Origin of the sequence: Bartonella sp. HY406 (assembly GCF_025449315.1) — a bacterium.
Taxonomy (GTDB): Bacteria; Pseudomonadota; Alphaproteobacteria; order Rhizobiales; family Rhizobiaceae; genus HY038.
On the sequence record NZ_CP104893.1, the window covers coordinates 390825 to 413921 of the forward strand.

Genomic DNA, 23097 nt, shown 5'->3' on the forward strand with positions numbered 1-23097 from the left:
AACACAACATCTTGCGCGACATGTCGATTGTCAAATTCATTCATAAACAACTAAAAGTTGCTATAAATACTTCTCCGGCATATTCCCAGAAGAAGTTTTTTGTAACATATGTTTTCATTCTTCACTTGCCAAGGTGTAAGACGGTATTTCTGCAAGGTTTTTGTTAGCAACGTCATCTATTTTTATTTTTATCGCCATTCTTTGCTTAAAAAGTCGATATAATGGCGACAACATGGCGAAATCATGGCTAGATGCGAGCCAATGAAACGGCATTAAGACCGGAGTAATTTGATAATGGGGGCTGCAACAATCTAACTGGTCGATAAAGGGCAGTTCGCTGCCTGATTTTTTGTCAATTAAAGGCGAAGTTAATAAGGATGGTATATGAGGTTTAATCTTATTGGAATTGCGATTGCCGATTTTGTTTAACCTAGAATGTACCTCTGACAGTTTTGGCGCGCGTACAATAAATTCTTCTTGATTTTTATTCGTAAAGGCAAACCGCCCATCCCAGATTGCGGTTTCCTGAGCTTTCACAGTGATAGGCACTAAGTTGCGCAGTTCACGCCAAAGCCTTAATTCATAGGGATGATTTTCAATTATAGTGGCACTATGAGTTGCTTTTTTTGCCTCAGCCCCATATGCAAGAAATTCAATAAGTGCATGAGGCGCCGGTTTAACATATGCCTTGCCGCCAATAAGTCCTGCTAAAATTTCAATAAAATGAATAAATATAGGCTGTTGTCGCAGCGAATCATTAGCAATTTTAATTATAAGTTGTTCATCGCGCCAATGGGCATTGGTTTCTATAATGAGTTTGGCAATATGCTGTGCATTTTTTTCCCGTTGCAATCGTGCCGTTTCAAGTTGGGCGCAAATCTCATTCTCAATCGCTGGGGTAGGATTTTTGCGAATGCGTACCCGTTCATAATGCAAATTGTCATTGCTCGGATCATCCACCCAGTTAATATTTTTTGTTAGCAAATAGTTACGCAAATCGGCTCTTTTGCAATCGAGTAATGGGCGCAATAATCTGAACTCTTGTTGTAATAGTGCCTCTTTTGCCATGCCAGCGAGACCGCGCCCTTTATCAAGGCGCATTTGCCGCATGCGGAAGGTTTCAATTTGATCGTCAAATGTATGACCAGTTACAATAATATTGCTGTTATAATGGGCGGCAGCCTCGCATAAAAGATTATAGCGGGCAGTTCTTGCCTTGTCTGAAATGCCCACCTTGGGCTTGTCACCTTGCCAGACATAGATGGTGTGCCGGATATTATGTTGACGACAAATTTCTGCAACGCCTTGGGCTTCAACTAGGGATTCTGGTCGAAGACCATGATCAATTGTAACAGCAACAAGGCGATTATCTTGATCATGTTTTTGTAAAAACTCACGCAATAAGAATAGCAAAGCCAAAGAATCACTGCCCCCAGACACGGCGGCAATGATATTTTGGCTTTGCTCAAAATCTTCAATTAAAAAATTTGGTTTTAAATTTGCTATCACGGGTTACAATTAAGGCGCTTTTGTTCATCGACTACCCGCTTTAACACTGCAGGTTCTGCTTGTTTATATTCTTGTGGCACTTTTGCAAAGACCGCACAAGCAGTTTCATCGTCATTAAGTTCTGCCATTGTCATACCAAGTTTAAGCATATTTTCAGGCGCGCGCGGTGTCGAGTTATAATTCCTCTCAACATCCATATAGGCTGCGGCCGCTTCACGATAGCGCCCTTGACCATAAAGCGATTCTCCAAGCCAAAAGGAAGCATCGGCAATTAATGGGTCGCTTGGGTAGCGCTCTTGAAAGGCGCGAAATATCGGTTCTGCGGCGCGATAATCGCCGGCAAGAATTGATTGGTATCCAACCTGATAAAGCTCTTTTGAGCTTGAAGTTTGTGGCACAGAGCTAGTCTGGTTACCACCTGTTGGAACACTTGCCTGCGAATTTTTATCGCTCGTGCTTTCAATAATATTGCCGTCGCGGTCAAAATGAATGGAGCCTAAATTTTCTGTGCCACCATTGGTATTTGGTTTAGCTTGGGTACTTGACCCAACATTTTTGCTATTTTCCACGCTACTATTAGAGCTTGTATTTGCTATTGCGCGTGATGAATTATTAGCTATAGCAGGCTGAGAGCTAAGTGATGTTTGACGTTGCTGACGTTCGGCAATTGCTGCATTGCTTGGCTTTTTGCCTTCTAGGATATCAATACGGTTTTGCATTTCTAAAACCTGTATATTCAAGTTTTCAACTTTAGTGGTCAAATCACGCAAAGCTTGCTCTAGCTGAATGGTGCGCGTATCAATTTGTGGTGAGGCTTGTGCAACATTTTGGCTTTTATTGCCGCCAAGAACCCGTTCTAAAAAATTGGGGTTTTGTTGCGCCTGTGCCATTGGTACTTGCATTGCAGTCAAAGAAAGGACGGGGACAAATAGGGCCGTTGACAAAAACCTTTTTGTTGAGCGTTCCATAAATTACCTCAATTTCCATAACTTTGTTTTAAGCGTTTGTTTATTGCCGCTGTGCAGCAGCTATAATGATATATCCAGTTTTAATCTATTAGGCAGACAGCTTCACTTTTGATTTGCCTTAATGAATTTAGGCTATAAATGCCAAAACTATATAAGGTCGTCCAAGTAGCTTTTCAATTCGTTTGCTGTGTTGGCTTTAATCTGCCTTTTGACTTTGGTGAAATTTTGTTCAAGATGGTGATGAAATGTGATTGTTTCGTGATTTTTTGCGTCAAAATTTATAATGGTTCAAAATATTTTTTTGCATTTCAGTTGCAATATTTGCTCAATAAATTTTAGGGCAGTAAAATCCGGATTGAAGCATATATGTTCGGCGTTTTGGATAATTAGAAATAATTATCTAATATTAAAAGATATTTTAGAAAATAAATGCATTATTTTATGAAAAATTAATTCATCAGTTCTCTTTTGTTGGTTTGAAAAGGACTATCTTTATTTAAGAATTTTTTTAATGGCATATCGCTTTAAAATAGGCGGCTATTGCCTTTTAGCTTTAAATGATGGAGCTTTAAATGAGTGGCATAGAAAAAAACACAACAGCCAAATCCACTAAGGGGCGTGGCAAGGTTTATAATTCCATTTTGGAAACAATTGGCGATACACCGCTTGTTCGGGTTGATAAATTTGCCAAAGCTAAGGGTGTTGGTGCGAATTTACTTTTAAAGCTTGAATTTTTTAATCCTCTTGCAAGCGTCAAGGATCGCATTGGTTATGCAATGATTGATGCATTGGAAAGGGCGGGCAAAGCCGTGCCTGGTAAAACGGTATTTATTGAGCCAACTTCGGGTAATACTGGTATTGCTTTGGCCTTTGTTGCGGCATCAAAAGGCTATCGTATTATTTTAACTATGCCGGAAACCATGTCGGTTGAGCGACGTAAATTGCTTAAATATCTTGGTGCTGAACTGGTTTTGACAGAGGGCGCAAAGGGTATGAAAGGCGCTATTGCGAAAGCACAAGAATTAGCGCAAGAAATTCCCGATGCGATTATTCCCCAGCAATTTGAAAATCAAGCCAATCCTCAAATCCACCGCGAAACAACCGCCGAAGAAATCTGGAATGATACCGATGGTCATGTCGATTTCTTTATTTCCGGCATTGGTACTGGTGGTACAATCACTGGTGTGGGGCAAGTATTAAAAGAGCGTAATCCCGATGTTAAGATTATCGCAGTAGAACCAAAAGATTCTCCCGTTTTATCAGGTGGCAATCCCGGCCCACATAAGTTGCAAGGTATTGGCGCTGGCTTTGTGCCAGACACATTAGATACAAAGGTTTATGATGAAATCATCACCATTGCCAATGATGATGCCTTTGAAAATTCTCGCGCGCTTGCGCGTATTGAAGGTGTTCCAGTTGGTATATCGGCTGGTGCTGCTTTAACAGCGGCAATTGAAGTTGGTAAGCGTCCAGAAAATAATGGCAAGAACATTGTGGTTATTATTCCTTCCTTTGCAGAGCGCTATTTATCGACTGCGCTTTTTGAAGGGCTTGAATAGGATCTATGTCTCATAATTGACATAGTCTAATTGTGAATTTTGAATATAAAAAGCACCAATTGACAAGGTTCCATTGGTGCTTTTTTGCTTTAAATAATAATTATCCGCCCCAATTATTTTATTGAATAAACCTCATATAATATGTGGGTGATAGCTCGATGAGGGTTTATAAAAATCTTTACAATAATATTTACAAGCGTTTTTCATTATTTTATGACGCTGTGATTTATGGCTTTTGCCAAATTTATCCACACAAGTTGCAAGATGCTATTTTGTCAATTAAGCGATGTGGTTTATAAGAGATTAACGACAGAATCATTGCGCTGATTTTGATGCGAAGTGATTTGTCTATAAAGTTTGGTTTAGCGGTTAAATATCCGCAGTTTAGGAAGTGAGTTATAGATATGCGCATTACAGTTGATCGTGCCAATCTTCTCAAATCATTGGGTCGTGTTCATCGGGTCGTGGAGCGGCGCAATACCATCCCTATCCTGTCTAACGTATTGATTGAGGCTGATAATGGTCAAATGTTGCTTAAAGCAACTGATCTTGATATTGAAATAACCGAAACAACCACATCAACTATTGAGCAAGCAGGCGCTACAACCGTTCCAGCCCATCTTCTTTATGACATTGTTCGTAAACTTCCAGATGGTGGCGAAGTAAGTCTTTCGATGAATGGTGAAGGCAATGCGGTTGCCGTTGCTGCAGGCCGTGCTAGCTTTCGTTTGCAATGCTTACCAAAAACCGATTTTCCTGAATTGAGCACTGGCCAATTTAGCCATTCATTTGAAATCAAGGCTGAAGATTTAAAGCGCCTTGTTAATTCTACGCAATTTGCAATTTCCACCGAAGAAACTCGCTATTATTTGAATGGTATCTATTTCCATGTGGTGGAAAGTGATGGCGTATTAAAGCTGCGTGCCGTTGCAACTGATGGTCACCGTTTGGCGCAAGCAGAGCTTAATGCACCTCATGGCACCGAAGGCATGCCCGGCGTTATCATTCCGCGTAAAACCGTTGCTGAATTGCAAAAGCTGGTTGGTGATGACAATGAAGCTTTGGTAAAAATCGAATTATCGGATGCTAAAATTCGTTTTTCGGCAGGTTCTGTAGTTTTAACATCAAAACTCATTGATGGTACATTTCCTGAATATGGCCGGGTTATTCCACAAGGCAATGATAAAAAATTGATTATTGATCGCGCCGCCTTTGCAGCAGCAGTTGATCGCGTATCAACTATTTCAAGCGATCGCGGCCGCGCTGTTAAACTTACAATTGGTGATGGACAATTAAAGCTCACGGTTAATAATCCAGATTCTGGTAGTGCTGAAGATGAGTTAAGTGCAGATTATGAAGCTGATCCTTTGGAAATTGGCTTTAATTCTCGCTATTTAATGGATATTACTGGGCAATTGGCGGGCGATGAAGCAATATTCTTATTAGCTGATTCTGGTTCGCCAACTTTGATCCGTGACAGCAATGATGCTGATGCGCTTTATGTTTTGATGCCCATGAGAGTTTAGAAATTGAGAGTTTAGAATTTGCGAATGTAGATTCTGCGAGTTTAGATCTATTGGGCAGATTTAGATTTTTTGAGATAAGGTCAAATAATAGATTTGTCTGATATTCAATCCTATGGTGAAAAAATGCGGGTTCGCGGGCTTAGTCTCGCGGCTTTTCGCAATTATGAAAGCCTTAATTTGGCTTTTTCTGGCCAACATGTTGTGTTAACTGGCCATAATGGCGCCGGCAAAACCAATATATTGGAAGCCATATCGTTATTATCACCAGGCAAGGGTTTGCGCCGTGCCGGTTATAATGAGCTTATCCATGGCGCTTATGATAAAAATTTAGCCTCAAAACAAAACGGTTTTACAATCTTTGCTCGCCTTGAATGTGATATTTATGGCGAAGCGCAAATTGGTACCGGTATTAATGATAATGAAAGCACACGTAAAGTGCGCATCAATGGCGCAAATGCTTCGGCCGATAATTTGCTAGAATATAGCCGCATTAGTTGGCTAATTCCAGCAATGGATGGGCTTTTTACTGGTACTTTATCGGACAGGCGGCGTTTTCTTGATCGACTGGTTATGGGGCTTGATCCCCTGCATGGGCGGCGGGTTATCAATTTTGAAAAAGCCATGCGCTCACGCAATAAATTATTAAGTGACAATGTTGATGATGCCTATTGGATGAGTGCATTGGAAGCGCAAATGGCCGAACTTGGGGTGGCAATTGCTGCAGCGCGCAAGGAAATGGTGCGCCTTATGGGGGCAATGATTGAAAAAATGCTGTTAAACAGCTTGTTTCCCATGTCGGTTTTGAGTGCGACTGGTCTTTTGGAGGCTAAGCTTGATGAAGCTGCCGCGGTTGATGTCGAGGAAGATTACCGCGCGCTTTTAGAACAAAATCGCCCGCTTGATGCACGGGCAGGGCGTACGTTGGAAGGCCCTCATCGCAGTGATTTAGAGGTCAGCCATCTCATTAAATCCATGCCGGCGGCGCTTTGTTCAACCGGCGAACAAAAGGCATTGTTGACGGGGCTTATTTTATCCCATGCACGTCTCATTGGTGAGGTTTCAGGCATGACACCAATTCTACTTCTTGATGAGATTGCCGCCCATCTTGATCCTTTGCGGCGGATTGCACTTTTTGAAATTCTCGATCAATTGCAAGCCCAAGCCTTTATGACCGGAACGGATCACGCACTGTTTGTGGGGTTAGAGGGCAGGGCGCAATTCTTGTCAGTCAAAGAAAATCATGTTGAGGCTTATCATAATGCCTAATTCTACTTGTTAACTGATAAAAGAAACTATTTTTACATTATTTGCCATATGTAAGTCCTAATTTAAAATAATAATAATTATAAATTGAGCTTATTTTATTGTTAAAAATGAATATATTTTATGATACTATATTTAAATATCTTATGAAATGTATTAAGAGCATGCTTAATCAAAAATTTTGAATTCCAAGAATTTTAATAATTATTTTAAGTTATAAGGGGCTGCTTAAGATGGCTAATATCGTTGGCATTGAAAATATGAGTGTTGAAGAAATACGTGAGGAAGTGGCCAAAGGCGGTCGCTTTGTTCAGTATATTTGGTGTGTTTCTATTATTATTATGTCATTTAAAAATCCGACTGACATTTTCTTTGTGCGTAGTGATGAATCGGCAGCTAAAAAGGCTTTGCCTTATACGTTACTGACCCTGTTTTTGGGTTGGTGGGGCTTTCCTTGGGGGATTCTTTATAGTTTTCAATGTTTAGGTGTAAATACAAGTGGCGGTTATGATCTCACTGAAGAATTTATGCAAAGCATAAATGCTTCACTTCATGATGAAGCGATTGCAATGGATTATTCTGAGGCTGTTACAGAAAATGCCGACGCGGAACAGGATTTAAAGCCTAAGGATGATAATCGTCCCGTCAATCGTAGTGGTTCTGTTGTGCAGCGTTAAATATCAAAGAAATACCAAAGTTGCGGTGCTTTAGATAGGCTGTCTTAAGCACTGGTTGGTAACTGTCTTACTAATGCTGTAACGGGTTGCATGAGGATATATTTTAAATTGTTAAAAAAATAATTGCGGTTTTCTTGTGAAGCCAATAATGTAGATTTTTAGTGAATTTAATTTTCGTACATGGTCAATGCCATCGGGAGTTATTGACATTTATTGAAGGTCAGTTGCTTTAGCAATCACCAATGAAAGGCATGTCATGTCCGCAAAGTTGATTTATATCCTCAATGGTCCAAATCTTAATATGCTCGGCACGCGTGAACCAGAAATTTATGGTGCAGAAACCTTAAAAGATGTTGAGAAACTATGTGAAAAAGCAGCAAAATTGGCTGGTTTTGATATTCGCTTTTTACAAAGCAATCATGAAGGGCAATTGGTTGATTGGATACAAGAAGCGCGCGCAGAGGCCGCTGCCATTGTCATTAACCCAGCTGCCTATACCCATACATCGGTTGCCATCCTTGATGCCTTAAAAAGCTTTGATGGTTTGGTTGCTGAGGTGCATATTAGTAATGTTCATCAACGGGAAGCTTTCCGTCATCATTCTTTTGTGTCAACAAGGGCTGATTGTGTTATTGCTGGCTGCGGCACTCTTGGTTATCATTTTGCTATTGACTTTGTTGTAGGTAAATTAAAAACAACCAAATAATAGTGAAGTTATTAGTTACAGCTATAGGATCTTATTTTACCCTGCTTTTGCGCCTTTAAATTTATTAAAAATTCGGCTATCAACTTCACTTGGTCGTCAATTGTTAGGTTAGCCCATTTCTATTTGACGCAGCAATTTTATTTTTTAACGCCCCCTCTTATGATTTTCCATTTCTTTTGAGAATTCTGCGCTATAAAAAGTTTAAAATGCTTGCCGTGCTACAGGCAATAAGTGCATTATCCCCTTGATTAGACCAAGAATTTTATGAAAAAGGCAAATTTTCTGTAGAATATGCCCATAAGGTGCGCAATATTGCCGCAAGGCGCATAAAGAACTTTTCTAAATTGTTATCACGCGCTATTAGTTGCCTAGAATGCGCCACAATTATAGTTGTGGCAGATTCGCATTGATTTTTAATTTATTCAAAATGATAAAATTAATGGGAATAGAAATAACCAATGATGGCTTTTGATCCGTTGATTGGCCTTGAAAACAACATTAACTGGGACCCTCGCACAGAATATGCACTGCATATGGAGAGGCAGGTAAGAATGAAAAACTTAACAAAAATACTGGGCATAGTCGGTGTGTTTGCATCGATGTTATTGCTGTCTGGTTGCGATATTGTGGTATTAAATCCCGAAGGGTATGTGGCACAAAACCTGCGCGATGTTATTTTGATTGCAACAGGTGTTATGCTTTGTATCGTTATACCAGTTATGGCCGCTGTGGTCATTTTTGCGTATAAATATCGCTCAACCAATACCAAGGCTGAATATCTTCCTGATTGGGGCCATTCAACAAAAATTGAAATGTGGATGTGGGGCATTCCGATTGTGGTTGTTGCACTTCTTGCTATCTTGTTGGTTGCTTATACCAATAAATTTGAGCCATCTCATCCGCTTGATGAAAAAGTTGCAGGCAAGGTTGAAGATGCTTTGCAGATTGACGCGGTTGCCATGGATTGGAAGTGGCTCTTTATTTATCCGCAATATGGCGTTGCTTCTATCAACGAAATTTATGCGCCTGTAAAGAAACAAGTTTTCTTACAGCTTTCATCAGAACAATCGGTTAATGCATTTTGGGTCCCATCACTTGGTACTGTTCTTTATGCAATGCCGCAGATGAACGCCAAACTTCACCTTTATACTGAACATGAAAATGTTTATAAAGGTATGTCAGCCAATTATAGTGGCGATGGTTTTGCCAATATGCGTTTTGAGTGGCACTCAGTTTCTCAGCAAAAATTTGATGATTGGATCGCTAAGGCACGTGCAAGCAACCAAGCTCTTAATGCTGAGCGTTATGCAGAGCTTAAGAAAAATAAAAATAATCGTAACTTCCATGAGCCTGAATATTTCTCATCGGTACCAACGGATTTTTATTATCGCATCGTAAACCGTTGTGTTGATGGTTCAGCTTGTAACGAACAATTGATGGCAAAGGCTGCAGCCCAATCGCTTTGGGGTGAACTCTGCTCTGTTGTTGAACCTGAACTTGTCGTACAAGCGCGTGATACTTTGTCAAAAGAACCTGCTGAAGCTCCAGCACATTAATCTCCATAGATGGACGCGCGCGATCATAGTGCTGCTGCCCATCCATTTTGAAATCTAGAATTTGGGTTAAAAAATGTCATCATCATTTCTTTTCGGAAGACTGACTGACCCCTCAGCGGAAGCATTCCATGCGATAACGCATGAACCTATTGTGCTTTACACTGTTATTGCAATTGTTGTGCTCGGTGCCGCCGTGCTTGCAGCAATTACATTACTCGGTTGGTGGGGTATCTTATGGCGCAACTGGATAACAACAGTTGATCATAAGCGTATCGGAATTATGTATATCGTCCTTGCAATTGTTATGCTTGTGCGCGGCTTTGCCGATGCAGTTATGATGCGTACGCATCAGGCTTTTGCAGTTGGACAGTCAGGTGGGTATCTCCCTGCTGATCACTTTGACCAGATCTTTACTGCGCACGGCGTTATCATGATTTTCTTCATGGCAACCCCTTTGCTTTTTGGTATTTTCAATTATGTTATACCTTTGCAAATTGGTGCACGCGACGTAGCGTTTCCGTTCCTTAACAATCTTGGTTTTTGGATCACTTTTGCTGGTGCCATTCTTATCAACATATCACTGGCACTTGGTAACTTTGGCCGCGTTGGTTGGCTTGCCTATCCACCGCTTTCAGGTCTTGAGGGAAGTCCCGATACCGGGGTTGACTATTACCTATGGTCCTTGCAGCTATCGGGTATAGCGACGACCACGGGTGCGGTGAACTTTGTTGCAACTATCATCAAAATGCGTGCTCCTGGCATGACTATGATGAAGATGCCAGTTTTTATCTGGACCGCTCTTGTATCTAATATCTTGATCCTTTTGATCTATCCAGTGCTTACTGTTGCTTATGTGCTTCTTGCGCTTGAACGCTATTTGGGTTTCCCATTCTTTACCAATTATGGTGGCGGCAATCCAATGGTTTGGATCAACTATGTATGGATCTTCGGTCACCCTGAAGTTTACGTGCTTGTTGTGCCTGCTTTTGGTATACTTTCAGAAATCGTTCCGGTTTTCTCAAGTAAGCGCCTTTTTGGTTATACCTCGATGGTTTGGGCAGTGTTGGTTATCCTTCTTCTCTCCTTCCTCGTTTGGGCTCACCACTTCTTCACTATGGGTGGCGGTGTTGCCGTTAACAGCTTCTTTGGTATTGCTACCATGATTATTGCTGTGCCAACAGGTGTTAAAATCTTCAACTGGCTGTTCACCATGTATAAGGGTCGCATTCGCTTCGAGCCACCAATGCTTTGGTGCATGGGCATGATGTTTACCTTTGTTGGCGGTGGTTTGACTGGTGTTCTCTTGGCTATGGTTCCAGCTGATTGGCAGTTCCATAACAGCTTGTTCCTTGTTGCCCACTTCCATCACACAATTATTGGTGGTGTTGTATTCTCTTACCTTGGTGGTCTTGCTTTCTGGTTCCCGAAAGTATTCGGTATCAAGCCAAATCGCGCTCTTGGTATTGCGTCATTCTGGTGCTGGTTTGTTGGCTTCTATGTTGCCTTCTTCCCGATCTATGTTGTTGGTTTGCTCGGCGCAACTCGCCGCTTGCAACACTATGTCGATCAATCTTGGCAAATATATTTTATCATTGCGGCAATTGGTGCTTTAATCATTGCTCTTGGTATTTTGTGCTTCGTTGGCCAAGTCTTGCTTGCCATCTGGTATGGCATCAAACACAAAGGCAATTTGCCAATTACCCAAAACGATCCTTGGGGCGATGCTCGTACGCTTGAATGGTCAATTTCTTCACCTCCTCCTGCCTATAACTTCGCAACTGTACCACAGGTTCAAGCAGAAGATGCTTATTGGGATATGAAGGTGCGTGGCGAAAAACGCCCAACAACTGGCTTTACAAAGATCCACATGCCTGCAAATACTGCAGCTGGTTTTGTTATCGGTATTGCTATGCTTGCACTTGGCTTTGGACTTGTCTGGCACATTTGGTGGTTGGTTGCTCTTACATTTATCTTTACAATTGCAAGCGTAATCGTCCATTCATTCACAGCTGATCATAATGGCTATTATATCTCTGCTGAAGAGGTACAAAAGACCGAGGATCATTTTACTGCTGTTCTTGAAGGCAAAGGAGCAAGAGCATGAGTGCAACAGCTCTAAATAATAACCATGCAGACGATCACGGCCATGGCCATGAAGAAGTAGATTCTGTAAAAACCTTTGGTTTTTTCGTTTATATTCTTCAAGATTTGATCTTGTTTGCAACACTTTTCGCAAACTTTGCCGTTTTCTCTTCAGCTTATGCTGAAGGGATCGTCGGTAAGAGCGTGATTGATCTGAACTTTGTGGCAGTTGAAACTGCATTTCTTTTGCTTTCTTCTATCACTTATGGCTTTGCAATGATCCAATTGCATCGCAATAATATTTCCGGTGTACGCCTATGGCTCGGCATTACCTTTGTTTTTGGTATCGCCTTTATTGCTATGGAACTTTATGAGTTCGCTCATTTGTTCCATGAAGGTGCACAGCCTTGGACATCAGCTTACTGGGCATCGTTCTTTACCCTTGTGGGTACGCACGGTTTGCACGTTACTGCTGGTCTTATCTGGATGGCTGTCATGTTCGTGCATCTTGCTCGCACAGGTCTTTCATCACAAAATAAAACACGCCTTACCTGCCTTTCGTTATTTTGGCACTTCCTAGATATCGTTTGGGTTGGCGTATTTACCGTTGTCTATTTGTTGGGGGCTTTATAATGAGCGCACATACACAAGAAAACCACGACAACAGCACATCCAAATATATAACCGGTTTTATCATATCGGTTGTTTTGACAATCGCTTCTTTTGCTCCAATCATGGCCGGTTGGCTCGCTGAATGGTCAATTAGTGCGAAAGTTATCTATTTGCTTGGTCTTGCATTTATTCAAATGGCCGTGCAGATCGTTTTCTTCTTGCATTTGAGCGATGGACCTGATTCCAAGTGGAATATTACTTCCATGTGGATCACCGTTGTAGGCGTGCTTGTCATTATATTTGGCACATGGTGGACCATGTTCCATCTTAACTATAATATGATGGGTGGCTCTGGTCGTGTGATCCAGACCGATGTTATCTATCCTGCGACATCTGCTGCACCTGCAGCAATTGCGCCAGCAGCGCCAAATGAAGCGCCTGCTGCTTCGCAAAGTGAAGCGCCAGCTCAATAATTTAAGTGATTTATTGATCTGTTAAAATAATTAAAAGCCCGCTTAGTTGTTGCTAAGCGGGCTTTTTTATGTCGTTAAGTACCTGCTGCGAATAAATTTTTTATAGGTTAGCTGTTGTTTTAGGGAGTAAACATAAGTTGTTATTTTTAAAATAAATCTAATTATAAATTATATCAAAATTGTATATAGCTGCATTCAAGAAGTGAAAATAATTGCATAATATTTTTATTTTTATATCAATAGTCCAAAATAATATTTTGGTCTGACCAATTGAAATTTGTTGCTTACTTTTTTACCGTTGACTCCCATATATATTGATGTTTATAAATATATATACATATTTTGGTCTGACCAACCTTGGAGGAGGATGCAGATGGAGTGGGTACAGAATTATATGCCCGTCGGTAATTTATGGTTTTCCAGCATTATCGCGGCAATTCCTATTTTATTCTTTTTTATTGCACTAACAATGTTACGAATGAAAGGTTATCTTGCCGGTACTATTACCGTGTTGCTAACTTTTCTTATCGCAATTATTGTCTATAAAATGCCGATAAGCGCCGCCTTGGCATCAGGTGTTTACGGCTTTTTTTATGGGCTATGGCCAATTGCTTGGATTATTGTTGGTGCAGTATTTCTTTACAAGATATCAGTCGCTACAGGGCAATTTGATATTATCCGCAATTCGATTTTAGGTATTACTCCCGATCAGCGTATTCAATTATTGCTAGTTGGCTTTGCTTTTGGCGCATTTTTGGAAGGCGCTGCAGGTTTTGGTGCACCTGTTGCTATTACTGCCGCTTTGCTTGTTGGCCTTGGCTTCCGTCCGCTTTATGCAGCAGGACTTTGTCTTATTGCTAATACAGCGCCGGTTGCTTTTGGCGCCATGGGTATTCCGATTATCGTTGCTGGGCAGGTTTCCAATATTGATCCATTTTTAATTGGTCAAATGGCTGGTCGCCAATTGCCGCTTTTGTCCATTTTGGTACCTTTTTGGCTCATTTTGATTATGGATGGTTGGCGCGGTGTGCGTGAAACATGGCCAGCTATTTTAGTTGCCGGTGGTTCTTTTGCCGTGGTGCAATATCTCACTGCCAATTTTATTGGGCCAGAATTACCTGATATTACAGCAGCCATTGCCACACTGATCATCTTGCCGGTATTTTTACGCTTTTGGCAGCCAAAGCGCATCTTCCGTTTCGATGATGCAGCGACTGAAAATGAAGCGCACCATTTTACGGCGGGACAAATTGTCAAAGCGTGGTCACCTTTTATCATATTGACTGTATTTGTTAGCCTTTGGAGTATTGTACCATTTAAAAATCTATTCAAATCAGGTGGTACGTTAGAAAGTTGGGTTTCGCAGCTACAAGTGCCTTATTTGCATAATCTGGTGCATAAAACCCAACCCATTGTCGATCCCAATGCTCCTTTAGCAGCAATTTATAAGTTTGATTGGTTTTCGGCAACGGGTACTTCAATCTTGTTGGCGGCAATCTTGACGATTATTGTCCTTGGCATGAAGCCGGCAAAAGCCATCGCAACATTTGGCACAACCCTAAAAGATTTGGCCGTGCCGATTTATTCTATCGGTATGGTATTGGCTTTTGCGTTTCTCGCCAACTTTTCAGGGCTTTCAACAACGCTGGCACTTGCTTTGTCGCATACTGGTTCGGCATTTACTTTTTTCTCGCCCTTCCTTGGTTGGTTAGGGGTGTTTGTAACCGGTTCCGATACCTCGTCAAATGCCTTGTTTGCCGCGTTACAAGCAACAACAGCTCACCAAATTGGCGTTTCAGATGTTCTATTGGTTGCAGTTAATACAACAGGTGGCGTAACCGGTAAAATGATTTCACCGCAATCAATTGCGATCGCCTGTGCGGCTGTTGGACTTGTCGGTAAGGAGTCAGATCTTTTCCGCTTCACAGTTAAACACTCACTCGCATTATGTGCTTTTGTTGGTATTATTACCACCATTCAGGCCTATGTCTTGCCGTGGATGATCCCTGCATGACATCTTTAAAGTCAATAGAGCCTCATAGTGTTTCTTTACGCATTGAAAATGAAATTGAGGCTTTTATCAAAAAGCAAAGTTTGAAAGCAGGCGATCGTTTGCCTTCAGAACGCGCTTTGGTTGGCTTACTCAATGCTTCGCGGGCAACAATCCGCGAAGCTGTTAGCAAACTCTCTGTACGCGGTGTTATTGAAGTGCGCAAATCTGGTATGGTGGTTGGTGAACCTATGCCAGAGGTTTGGGCAGATAAAACTATTATTACTCCGCTTACGCCGCTTCTGACTGAGAGAAATGGCTATCATCATGATGTCTTGGAAACCAGAGAAGCGCTAGAAGGCGCAACCTGCTATTATGCGGCGATGCGCGCCGATAGGCTGGCAAAGGGCCGCATTTTGCAATGCCTTAATGCTATACAAAATGGCCATGGGCAGGTTGATGCCAATGAAGAGGCGCGGCTCGATGCGGCTTTTCATATGGCAATTGCCGAGGCTTCTGACAATATTATTTTGCAGCAAGTTATGTCTAGTTTATTTGGGCTCTTGCAGCTTAATATTTCGCAAAGTCATAAAAAGCTTTATAATGTGCCACGTAATTTTGATATGATTTTTGAACAGCATCAGGCTATTTATAAAGCAATCGAGCGTAATGATTGTGAAGGCGCGCGTAACGCCTCCAATACTCATCTTGATTTCGTTGTAACAACAATTAAGCAAATAGACGATGATACGGCACGCAAATTGCGAGCGCAAAGCGCCAAGCAAAGCCGCACCGCTAAAAATATGTGAGTAAATATTATGATTATATCTTCTATTTCCGATTATCGCGAAGCCGCAAGGCGCAAATTACCCCCCTTTCTCTATCATTATATTGATGGCGGTGCTTATGCTGAGCATACGCTGAAAAGAAATGTTTCTGATTTATCCGATATTGCTCTGCGTCAACGTATATTAAAAGATGTTGCCGAGTTAAGTTTGGAAACAGAAATATTTGGTGAAAAATTTGCCATGCCTGTCGGTTTGTCACCAGTTGGTTTGACTGGCATGTATGCACGCCGTGGTGAAGTGCAGGCGGCAAAAGCTGCAGCTTCTCGCAATGTGCCTTTTACCTTATCAACCGTTTCAGTTTGCCCGATTGCTGAAGTGCAAAGCCAATCGCCAAAGCCAATCTGGTTTCAGCTTTATGTGCTTAAAGATCGCGGCTTTATGCGTGATGTTTTGGAGCGCGCACAAGCAGCTGGCATCACAACCTTGGTGTTTACCGTAGATATGCCGGTGCCAGGTGCGCGGTATCGCGATAGACATTCTGGCATGTCAGGCCCTCATGCCAAATTAAAGCAAGTTTTCCAAGGTGCAACTCACCCTGCTTGGGCTTGGGATGTTGGCATTAAAGGTAAGCCACATGATCTTGGCAATATTTCTACCTATCGTGGCCAACCAACTAATTTAGAAGATTATATTGGTTGGCTTGGTGCAAATTTTGATCCATCGATCAGTTGGAAAGATCTTGAGTGGATTCGCGAATTTTGGAAAGGTCCAATGCTTATCAAGGGCATATTGGACGTTGATGATGCGCGTGATGCTGTGCGTTTTGGTGCTGATGGTGTTATTGTTTCAAACCATGGTGGTCGGCAACTTGATGGTGTTTTATCATCATGTCGCGCTTTGCCAGATATTGCCAATGCCGTTAAGGGCGATTTAAAAGTAGTGGCAGATAGCGGTATTCGCTCCGGGCTTGATGTTGTGCGTATGTTGGCGCTCGGCGCTGATTTTACTATGGTGGGGCGTGCCTTTGCCTATGCCTTAGCTGCAGAGGGTGAAGCAGGGGTTTGCAATATGCTTGATATTCTTGCCAAGGAAATGCGCGTTGCTATGGCACTAACGGGAGCGAAAAGCATATCTGAAATTGATTCCCGTTCGCTTGTGCCAGAAAAATAAGTTTAAAAGAAAAATAAATTTAAATGCAAAATAGCTTTTAATCGGTTTTATAAAAATCCCCATATTGATTAACGTCAATATGGGGATTTTTTAATGCCTATCTAGCCAATAAACCAATGGTGTAGGGATTAAAAGCCTTTAGCGGATAAGTTTATGTTTTGCGTCTATTGGTATAAATAATGTAGCCAGCCGCTAAAACCATGCCAGCTGCTAAGGTAAACCAGGTTAAAAAATAGCCTAAATGGTTGTTTCTAAATTCCACAACGGTAAGGCCGCCAATTGGCACTTTACCAATATTGGGTGTTTTATCAGCATCAATAAAATAGGGCGCAACATTGTCGCCACTAAGCCCTAATTTTTGTGCCATGGCAGGGATATTGCGGGTGAACCAGCGATTCTCTTGCGGATTATTCTTACGCATGAGATAACCTTCACCTTCGCCCATGCGAAGCAAGCCTTGAATTGTGGTTTCACCATCAATTTCGCCCCCCTTGCGTGAGCCGCGATCCGAACGATCCATGGGCACAAAACCGCGATTGATAAAGACAATGGTGCCATCATCTTTTTCAAAAGGTACCACTAACCAATAGCCTGCACCCGCATCGGCAACGGCGGTAATGAGAATCTCTTTGTCATTTAAAAAATGGCCATGAACTTTAACAGGTAGATATTCGTCATTATCCTTTGTTACATCTGGCCATTTGTCTTTGTTGGGCGCATCAACCGCGGGTTGGTGGATACGCTGTTCTACTTTGGCAATAAGATCAAGCTTCCACGCACGGCGTTCCACCTGCCAAATGCCAAGCGCCATAAATAAGCAAAAAAGCACGGTACACAGACCAAGAAACATAATGGTCCAAAAGCCAAAGCCTTTTTGTTCTGAGGTCGAATTATTTGTTTTTGTCATCATAGTTTCTCTTTTACCATGCAAATTTAATAATAAAAGTGTCAATATTGGCGCAGTTTAGTTGTATAGATCGAAAAAGACTTGACCTTTTGCCCATCTACCCCTATAGAAACCCAACTTTTGAAAAATTCCTGATGGCAATTGTGCGATTATGATTTAACTTTTAGATCTATTCAATACAGTTTTTTATCAGATTACAAACCATTTAGAAGGTGATATCATGTCCCGCGCTTGTGAATTGACCGGTAAGTCAGTACAGTACGGCAATAATGTGAGCCACGCCAATAACAGGACGCGTCGCCGCTTTTTGCCTAATCTTTGCAATGTAACTCTTATTTCCGATACTCTCGGTCAGAGCTACCGTTTACGTGTATCTGCCCATGCATTGCGCTCGGTAGAACATCGTGGTGGTCTTGATGCTTTCCTCGTAAAGGCTGCAGATGTTGAATTGTCTCAACGTGCACGTCTTTTAAAGCGTCAAATCGTTAAAAAGCAAGCTGAACAAGCTGCTTAAGTCGCTAACCAGCGAAAAGAATCATCGGGCTGGCTTTCGCCAGCCTTTTTTCTGGTTCCATTACCCAGGTTAAAAAAATGAAAAAGACCGAATCTGTCATTCTTGCCATTTTTGCCATGTGTGTGGCGGTTACTGCCTCCAATATTTTAGTGCAATACCCTTTTTCGTGGTTTGGGCTTGAGCATGTGCTCACCTATGGCGCTTTTATCTATCCTTTTGCTTTTCTTATCAATGATTTGACCAATCGGCGTTTTGGGCCCCAAATTGCCCGCTATGTTGTTTATGCTGGCTTTATAGCTGGGCTTGGCGTGTCATGGATATTAGCAACACCGCGCCTTGCCATTGCATCAGGCTCTGCTTTCCTTTTTGCCCAATTATTAGATATTGCTGTTTTTAGCCCATTGCGCCAACGTACATGGTGGCAGGCACCGCTTGCGGCAGCGCTTGCCGGCTCTGTGCTTGATACGTTGATTTTCTTTGGGCTTGCCTTTGCACCAGTATTTGGGTTTATTGATACTGCAACGGGTTTGCCAGATCAGTCAATTGCCGGCACAACCGCATTTTGGGGTGGAAATATTGCCATCTGGTTATCGCTTGCGATTGGTGATTTTTGGGTGAAGGTGGCGATGGCAATATTTATGCTGCTGCCCTATGGTACATTTCTCGCCCTGTTTTCCCCTGCGACTTACAACAAAAGCAAAGTAAGTAAATAATCAATTTTTAAAAAGCTCTGATAAATTCAGAGCTTTTTGCTTTATTGAAGTTTATAATAGACAGTTGATCCATGCTAATGCAATTTGGGTAAAATGCCTCATTCATCTATAAGTTACGATGCAATTTTAGAAATTATGTGTGCTGCCAGTGTAAAGGCCGGCAACTATATTATGGCGCATTATCAACAACCGATATTGATTGAAGAAAAAAGCGATCATTCTCCAGTGACTATCGCTGACCAAGGGGCGGAAGCGATTATCTTAGCCACTTTACGCAAAGCTTTCGCTGATATTCCAATTATCGCCGAGGAAGAGGTGGCAAGCGGCGTTAAAACAAACTTGGCATCACGGTTTTTCCTCGTTGATCCATTAGATGGTACGCGCGAATTTATTGCCCAAAATGGCGAATTTACCGTCAATATTGCTTTGATTGACAACTATTGTCCTTTATTAGGGGTGATATTTATACCGGCAGAACATAAGCTTTATGTCGGTAGTCCCAATGGGGCATTTTTATATCATGTTACCCATGGCAAAAAAGGTGATGGGGTAAGACTAAGCACACGGCAAATGCCAAGCAATCCAATTGCGGTGATGAGTCGCTCGCACCGCTGCACGATAACCGATAAATGGCTCGATAATCATCAGGTTGAGCATCGTTTGGCGGTTGGCTCATCGCTAAAGTTTTGCCTTGTTGCCGAAGGTAAAGCCGATATTTATCCGCGCTTTGAACCATGTATGACGTGGGATGTTGCGGCGGGTGATGCCATTTTAAGAGCTGCTGGCGGCACAATGGTTGATGAAGCAGGAAATCCTATTCACTATGGCGCACTCGATGCAGGTACTGATCCTTGCCATAAACAAGGTATTTTTTTTGCAGTTGGCGATGAAGTGGCTTTTAAAACACTAACCTCGTCTTACAATTAGTTTGATTTTGGTGGCATTAGGACATCAGCCAGCGAAACTTTGGCTGAGCCACGTTTTGATGGTTTTTGCTGATCTGGGTGAGGGGCCCAACCGGAAAGCCAAACAAAATTAAAGGTTGCGCGAATACGCCCATCGCTATCGGCAAAACGTGAAGCATAGATTTCTGCTACTCGCATAAAGAAGCGTTTTGAAACAGGGCGGCGCGAGCGGTCAAATAAAGCATTTTGCATGCCCATTTGCCGTAAATCGCGCATCAGATCAAAAGCATTGTCATAGCGCACGGTGACACTTTCAATATCGCTTACCGGCATGGCAAAGCCTGCCCTTTGTAGTAAAGCACCGGCATCGCGCACATCAATAAATGGGTAAATACGCGGACTTACGCCGCCATAAATTTCGTTTTCAGCTTGTAAAAGACTTTCGCGCAATTCACCCAAAGTGCCAGCCCCTGCAAGACAGGCTAAAAACAATCCATCGGGGCGCAGTGCTTGGCGAATTTGAATAAAGACACCTGGTGTGTCATTGGTCAGGTGAAGCGAAAGCAGTGAAACGATAAGATCAGCTGATTCTGCAGGTAAATCCAAAAACTCGCGGCTGCGTATTAAGGCGTTATAAGTGTCATCAACAAAGTGCTTATTTGTTTCAATACGAGTAATGCTTTTTACTTTTTGGCTCCGCCCCATGCTATCGGCCACAACACCGTTAAAGCCATGCAGGTCTAACGCATTTTCAAATATACGCTCAACCGGTTGCAGTCTTTCTTCCAAATCTAAAGCCATGCGTTTTAATAAAAAATCAACGCCGCTATCCTTATGTTTTAAGGCGCGGTGACGATAAGATTCAATTAAATCAAGGTCGAAGATTTGTGGGTTTTGGCTCAAAACAATCTCATTGCAAAAAAGGGGCATTCATCAAAATGCTTAAAGCATTTTTTACAGCAAATTTAAAGCGCTTTGATTTGAGTTTATAATTAGCAGTTTTGTTTTTTGAAAGATTGTTTTACAATTCTGCTAAGAAGCGGGGGCTTTATCATGCAAGAACTATCTTGGCGGCAAAATATTTTACGCTTGTTCAAAGAAATTGGTATTTTCTCAGGAAATGTGCTCTTTCCACCTATTTGTGTTGGGTGTGGTGTTTTGGTTGCGCAAACCGGTACTATTTGTCCGCAATGTTGGGCAAAGTTGCAGTTTATAACGCCGCCCTTTTGTCCCGTCATGGGTACGCCACATAAATTTAGTTTGGAAGGTGAGCTATTATCAGTGCAAGCATTAAATAACCCACCGCCTTTTGACCGCGCGCGTGCGGTGCTTGTCCATGATGGTCTAGCGCGAACATTGGTAAGCCGTTTAAAATTTGGTGATCGTACAGAACTTGCGCCATGGATGGCAAAATGGATGGTGGTAGCAGGGCGCGAACTCTTAATCGAGAAAGATTTTATAATACCGGTACCGCTTCATCATATTCGTTTTTTTAAGCGTGGTTATAATCAAGCAGCAGAGCTTGGGCGCAATATTGCCCAGCAAAAAAAAATTGTATTTTACCCGCAAGCTTTACTGCGGCATAAAAATACACCGCCGCAAGTTGGTTTAACTAAAATAGAGCGGCAAAAAAACGTCGCCAATGCCTTTGAAGTGCCAGATAAATATCGCGATAAGCTTAAAAATAAACGTATTTTACTGGTTGATGATGTGTTAACCACCGGTTCAACCTTGCGTGCAGCAGCCAAAGCTTTAAAGGATGGCGGCGCGGCAAAGGTAGATGTTTTAACTTTTTCGCATCGCCTTGATTTCTTGCTTTAATTAAAAGAAGCAAAATTTTTAATGTGAGTGGGAAGCCGCCAAGGCCGAATAATGATAACATCAAACCGCAGCGATATAGATGCAGCGTCTTTTTGTTGGGCAAGCCAAATATCTGCTGCCGCCATAATGCGCTTTTGGCTCATAAAATCAACTGCATCATGACCAGACATAAGATCTTTTCGTGCTTTTACTTCAATAATCAGTATGGTTTTACCACGCCTTGCAATTAAATCAATTTCGCCGCTTTTGGTTTTAAAACGGCGCGCAACAATCCAATAACCTTTTAACAATAAATAAAGGGCGGCGATATTCTCAGCGCGCAAGCCCTTTTTATAAGTTGTTTTCTTTGGCTGTTTACGTGTCATTGCTTCTTAAAGCCATCAGGCGCAAATAAAGCTCTTGACGTTTTTGCCCGGTAATTGATGCAGCTTCTTGGGCAGCTTTTGGGGCTGGCATAGATTTTGCTAAATCAAGCAGCAGGGCGTCGATATCATTGGCATCAAAAGACTTTTCCTTAGCAAGCGGCCGACCAACTACCAAAACAATCTCGCCGCGAATACGATCAACCTCTGCATATTTTTGTGCCAAATTGCCTAAATTATCGCAATCGAAAGTCTCAAAGGTTTTGGTAAGTTCACGGGTAAAAGCTGCAGGGCGATCAGCCCCGAAAACTTCCGCCATATCGGCAAGGGTTTCAACCGCACGGTGGGGCGATTCATAAAAGATCAGCGTTGTATCCATGTGGCTTAAATCTTGCAATTGCTTGATGCGCGCCCCTTTTTTGGTTGGCAAAAAACCATTGAAGAAAAAACTATCGGTAGGTAAGCCAGTGGCAACAAGCGCGGTTAACAGCGCTGATGCACCGGGAATGGGGACAACTTTAATTCCGGCTTCACGCGCTTGCGTAACAAGACGAAAACCCGGATCAGAGATCAAAGGCGTGCCGGCATCAGAAACAAGAGCCACAGATTTACCTGAAAGCAAGGATTCAATCAGCATTGGGCCACTTGTTTGCGCGTTATGCTCATGATAGCTAACGGCTTTTTTGTGAATGGCATAACGGTCAAGCAAAACCCGTGTTGTGCGCGTATCTTCACAAGCTAAGACATCACAAGCCGCCAAAACTTCAAGCGCGCGAATGGTGATATCGCCAAGATTGCCAATCGGCGTTGAAACAAGATAAAGCGCGTTTTCAATTACTGGGGCTTGATAATTATGAGCACCGATAATGTAGCGCTTACTATCTTCATTCTGGGTCATGTTTTTCTCTTAACTTATCGGCTTTGGTGCGTTTTTGCCAGTGTGTTGCCAACGCTAATGATTGTGTGTTGACTATGTATTTTATAAAATTTGTGCCA

At 42.1% G+C, this 23097-nt stretch carries 22 protein-coding genes; 16 read left to right on the plus strand and 6 right to left on the minus strand.

Going from position 1 to position 23097, the window contains the following annotated elements; genetic code table 11:
* Positions 1–114: 114 nt before the first annotated feature.
* Together tilS and ybgF are read right to left on the minus strand one after the other, a co-directional pair.
* The gene (gene tilS, locus N6B01_RS01570; RefSeq protein ID WP_262079616.1) at positions 115–1509 is read right to left on the minus strand and encodes a tRNA lysidine(34) synthetase TilS; all 1395 of its coding nucleotides are present in this window, start codon (positions 1507–1509) and stop codon (positions 115–117) included.
* Positions 1506–2477, minus strand: a complete 972-nt coding sequence (ybgF, locus tag N6B01_RS01575) for a tol-pal system protein YbgF (RefSeq protein WP_262079617.1) — start codon at positions 2475–2477, stop codon at positions 1506–1508. Before ybgF ends, tilS begins: the two co-directional genes overlap by 4 nt.
* A gap of 572 nt (positions 2478–3049) precedes the next feature.
* Here ybgF and cysK point away from each other — a divergent pair.
* From cysK to lldD, 12 genes are all read left to right on the plus strand, one after another.
* Positions 3050–4036: a cysteine synthase A gene (cysK, locus tag N6B01_RS01580; protein ID WP_262079619.1), complete on the plus strand. Its 987-nt coding sequence runs from the start codon at positions 3050–3052 to the stop codon at positions 4034–4036.
* A gap of 404 nt (positions 4037–4440) precedes the next feature.
* Positions 4441–5562, plus strand: a complete 1122-nt coding sequence (gene dnaN, locus N6B01_RS01585; RefSeq protein ID WP_182418600.1) for a DNA polymerase III subunit beta — start codon at positions 4441–4443, stop codon at positions 5560–5562.
* Between the two features lie 123 nt (positions 5563–5685).
* On the plus strand, positions 5686–6828 hold the full coding sequence (gene recF, locus N6B01_RS01590; protein ID WP_262080537.1) for a DNA replication/repair protein RecF: 1143 nt from the start codon (positions 5686–5688) through the stop codon (positions 6826–6828).
* Between the two features lie 230 nt (positions 6829–7058).
* Positions 7059–7502, plus strand: coding sequence for a hypothetical protein (locus N6B01_RS01595; protein ID WP_262079620.1), 444 nt, complete (start codon positions 7059–7061; stop codon positions 7500–7502).
* Between the two features lie 256 nt (positions 7503–7758).
* Positions 7759–8208 (plus strand): type II 3-dehydroquinate dehydratase, encoded by a 450-nt coding sequence (gene aroQ / locus N6B01_RS01600; protein ID WP_262079622.1) that lies wholly within the window; start codon positions 7759–7761, stop codon positions 8206–8208.
* 551 nt (positions 8209–8759) lie between these two features.
* The gene (cyoA, locus tag N6B01_RS01605) at positions 8760–9764 is read left to right on the plus strand and encodes a ubiquinol oxidase subunit II (protein WP_182418603.1); all 1005 of its coding nucleotides are present in this window, start codon (positions 8760–8762) and stop codon (positions 9762–9764) included.
* A 73-nt stretch (positions 9765–9837) separates the two neighbouring features.
* A complete protein-coding gene (cyoB, locus tag N6B01_RS01610) occupies positions 9838–11868 on the plus strand; it encodes a cytochrome o ubiquinol oxidase subunit I (protein WP_262079624.1) in 2031 nt (676 codons plus the stop codon).
* Complete coding sequence (cyoC, locus tag N6B01_RS01615) at positions 11865–12479, plus strand: cytochrome o ubiquinol oxidase subunit III (RefSeq protein ID WP_182418605.1); 615 nt, start codon at positions 11865–11867, stop codon at positions 12477–12479. The genes cyoB and cyoC overlap by 4 nt, the downstream gene beginning before the upstream one ends.
* Positions 12479–12931 (plus strand): cytochrome o ubiquinol oxidase subunit IV, encoded by a 453-nt coding sequence (cyoD, locus tag N6B01_RS01620; protein WP_262079625.1) that lies wholly within the window; start codon positions 12479–12481, stop codon positions 12929–12931. Before cyoC ends, cyoD begins: the two co-directional genes overlap by 1 nt.
* Before the next feature lie 373 nt (positions 12932–13304).
* Complete coding sequence (gene lldP, locus N6B01_RS01625; RefSeq protein ID WP_262079626.1) at positions 13305–14945, plus strand: L-lactate permease; 1641 nt, start codon at positions 13305–13307, stop codon at positions 14943–14945.
* Positions 14942–15730, plus strand: a complete 789-nt coding sequence (locus N6B01_RS01630; protein WP_262079627.1) for an FCD domain-containing protein — start codon at positions 14942–14944, stop codon at positions 15728–15730. Before lldP ends, N6B01_RS01630 begins: the two co-directional genes overlap by 4 nt.
* Before the next feature lie 9 nt (positions 15731–15739).
* Positions 15740–16879 carry an FMN-dependent L-lactate dehydrogenase LldD gene (gene lldD / locus N6B01_RS01635; RefSeq protein ID WP_262079628.1) on the plus strand — a complete coding sequence of 380 codons (1140 nt, stop codon included), beginning with the start codon at positions 15740–15742 and terminating at the stop codon, positions 16877–16879.
* A gap of 151 nt (positions 16880–17030) precedes the next feature.
* Here lldD and N6B01_RS01640 read toward each other — a convergent pair whose 3' ends face one another.
* On the minus strand, positions 17031–17789 hold the full coding sequence (locus N6B01_RS01640) for an SURF1 family protein (protein ID WP_262079629.1): 759 nt from the start codon (positions 17787–17789) through the stop codon (positions 17031–17033).
* A 217-nt stretch (positions 17790–18006) separates the two neighbouring features.
* On the opposite strand from N6B01_RS01640, the gene rpmB reads away from it, so the two are divergent.
* The 3 genes from rpmB (at position 18007) to cysQ (ending at position 19940) form a co-directional block, all read left to right on the plus strand.
* A complete protein-coding gene (gene rpmB, locus N6B01_RS01645) occupies positions 18007–18300 on the plus strand; it encodes a 50S ribosomal protein L28 (protein WP_182418611.1) in 294 nt (97 codons plus the stop codon).
* Between the two features lie 77 nt (positions 18301–18377).
* Positions 18378–19013 carry a VUT family protein gene (locus tag N6B01_RS01650; RefSeq protein ID WP_262079630.1) on the plus strand — a complete coding sequence of 212 codons (636 nt, stop codon included), beginning with the start codon at positions 18378–18380 and terminating at the stop codon, positions 19011–19013.
* A 93-nt stretch (positions 19014–19106) separates the two neighbouring features.
* Positions 19107–19940: a 3'(2'),5'-bisphosphate nucleotidase CysQ gene (cysQ, locus tag N6B01_RS01655; protein WP_262079632.1), complete on the plus strand. Its 834-nt coding sequence runs from the start codon at positions 19107–19109 to the stop codon at positions 19938–19940.
* On the opposite strand, the gene N6B01_RS01660 is transcribed toward cysQ, so the two are convergent.
* A complete protein-coding gene (locus tag N6B01_RS01660; protein WP_262079633.1) occupies positions 19937–20848 on the minus strand; it encodes a methyltransferase domain-containing protein in 912 nt (303 codons plus the stop codon). The genes cysQ and N6B01_RS01660 overlap by 4 nt on opposite strands.
* A gap of 123 nt (positions 20849–20971) precedes the next feature.
* Between N6B01_RS01660 and N6B01_RS01665 the strand changes: the two genes are divergently transcribed.
* Entirely contained in the window at positions 20972–21739 is a 768-nt protein-coding gene (locus tag N6B01_RS01665; RefSeq protein WP_262079635.1) for a ComF family protein, read from the plus strand.
* On the opposite strand, the gene N6B01_RS01670 is transcribed toward N6B01_RS01665, so the two are convergent.
* Together N6B01_RS01670 and rsmI are read right to left on the minus strand one after the other, a co-directional pair.
* The gene (locus N6B01_RS01670; RefSeq protein ID WP_262079637.1) at positions 21736–22104 is read right to left on the minus strand and encodes a YraN family protein; all 369 of its coding nucleotides are present in this window, start codon (positions 22102–22104) and stop codon (positions 21736–21738) included. The genes N6B01_RS01665 and N6B01_RS01670 overlap by 4 nt on opposite strands.
* Positions 22094–22999 (minus strand): 16S rRNA (cytidine(1402)-2'-O)-methyltransferase, encoded by a 906-nt coding sequence (gene rsmI, locus N6B01_RS01675; protein WP_262079639.1) that lies wholly within the window; start codon positions 22997–22999, stop codon positions 22094–22096. The genes N6B01_RS01670 and rsmI overlap by 11 nt, the downstream gene beginning before the upstream one ends.
* Positions 23000–23097: the final 98 nt, after the last annotated feature.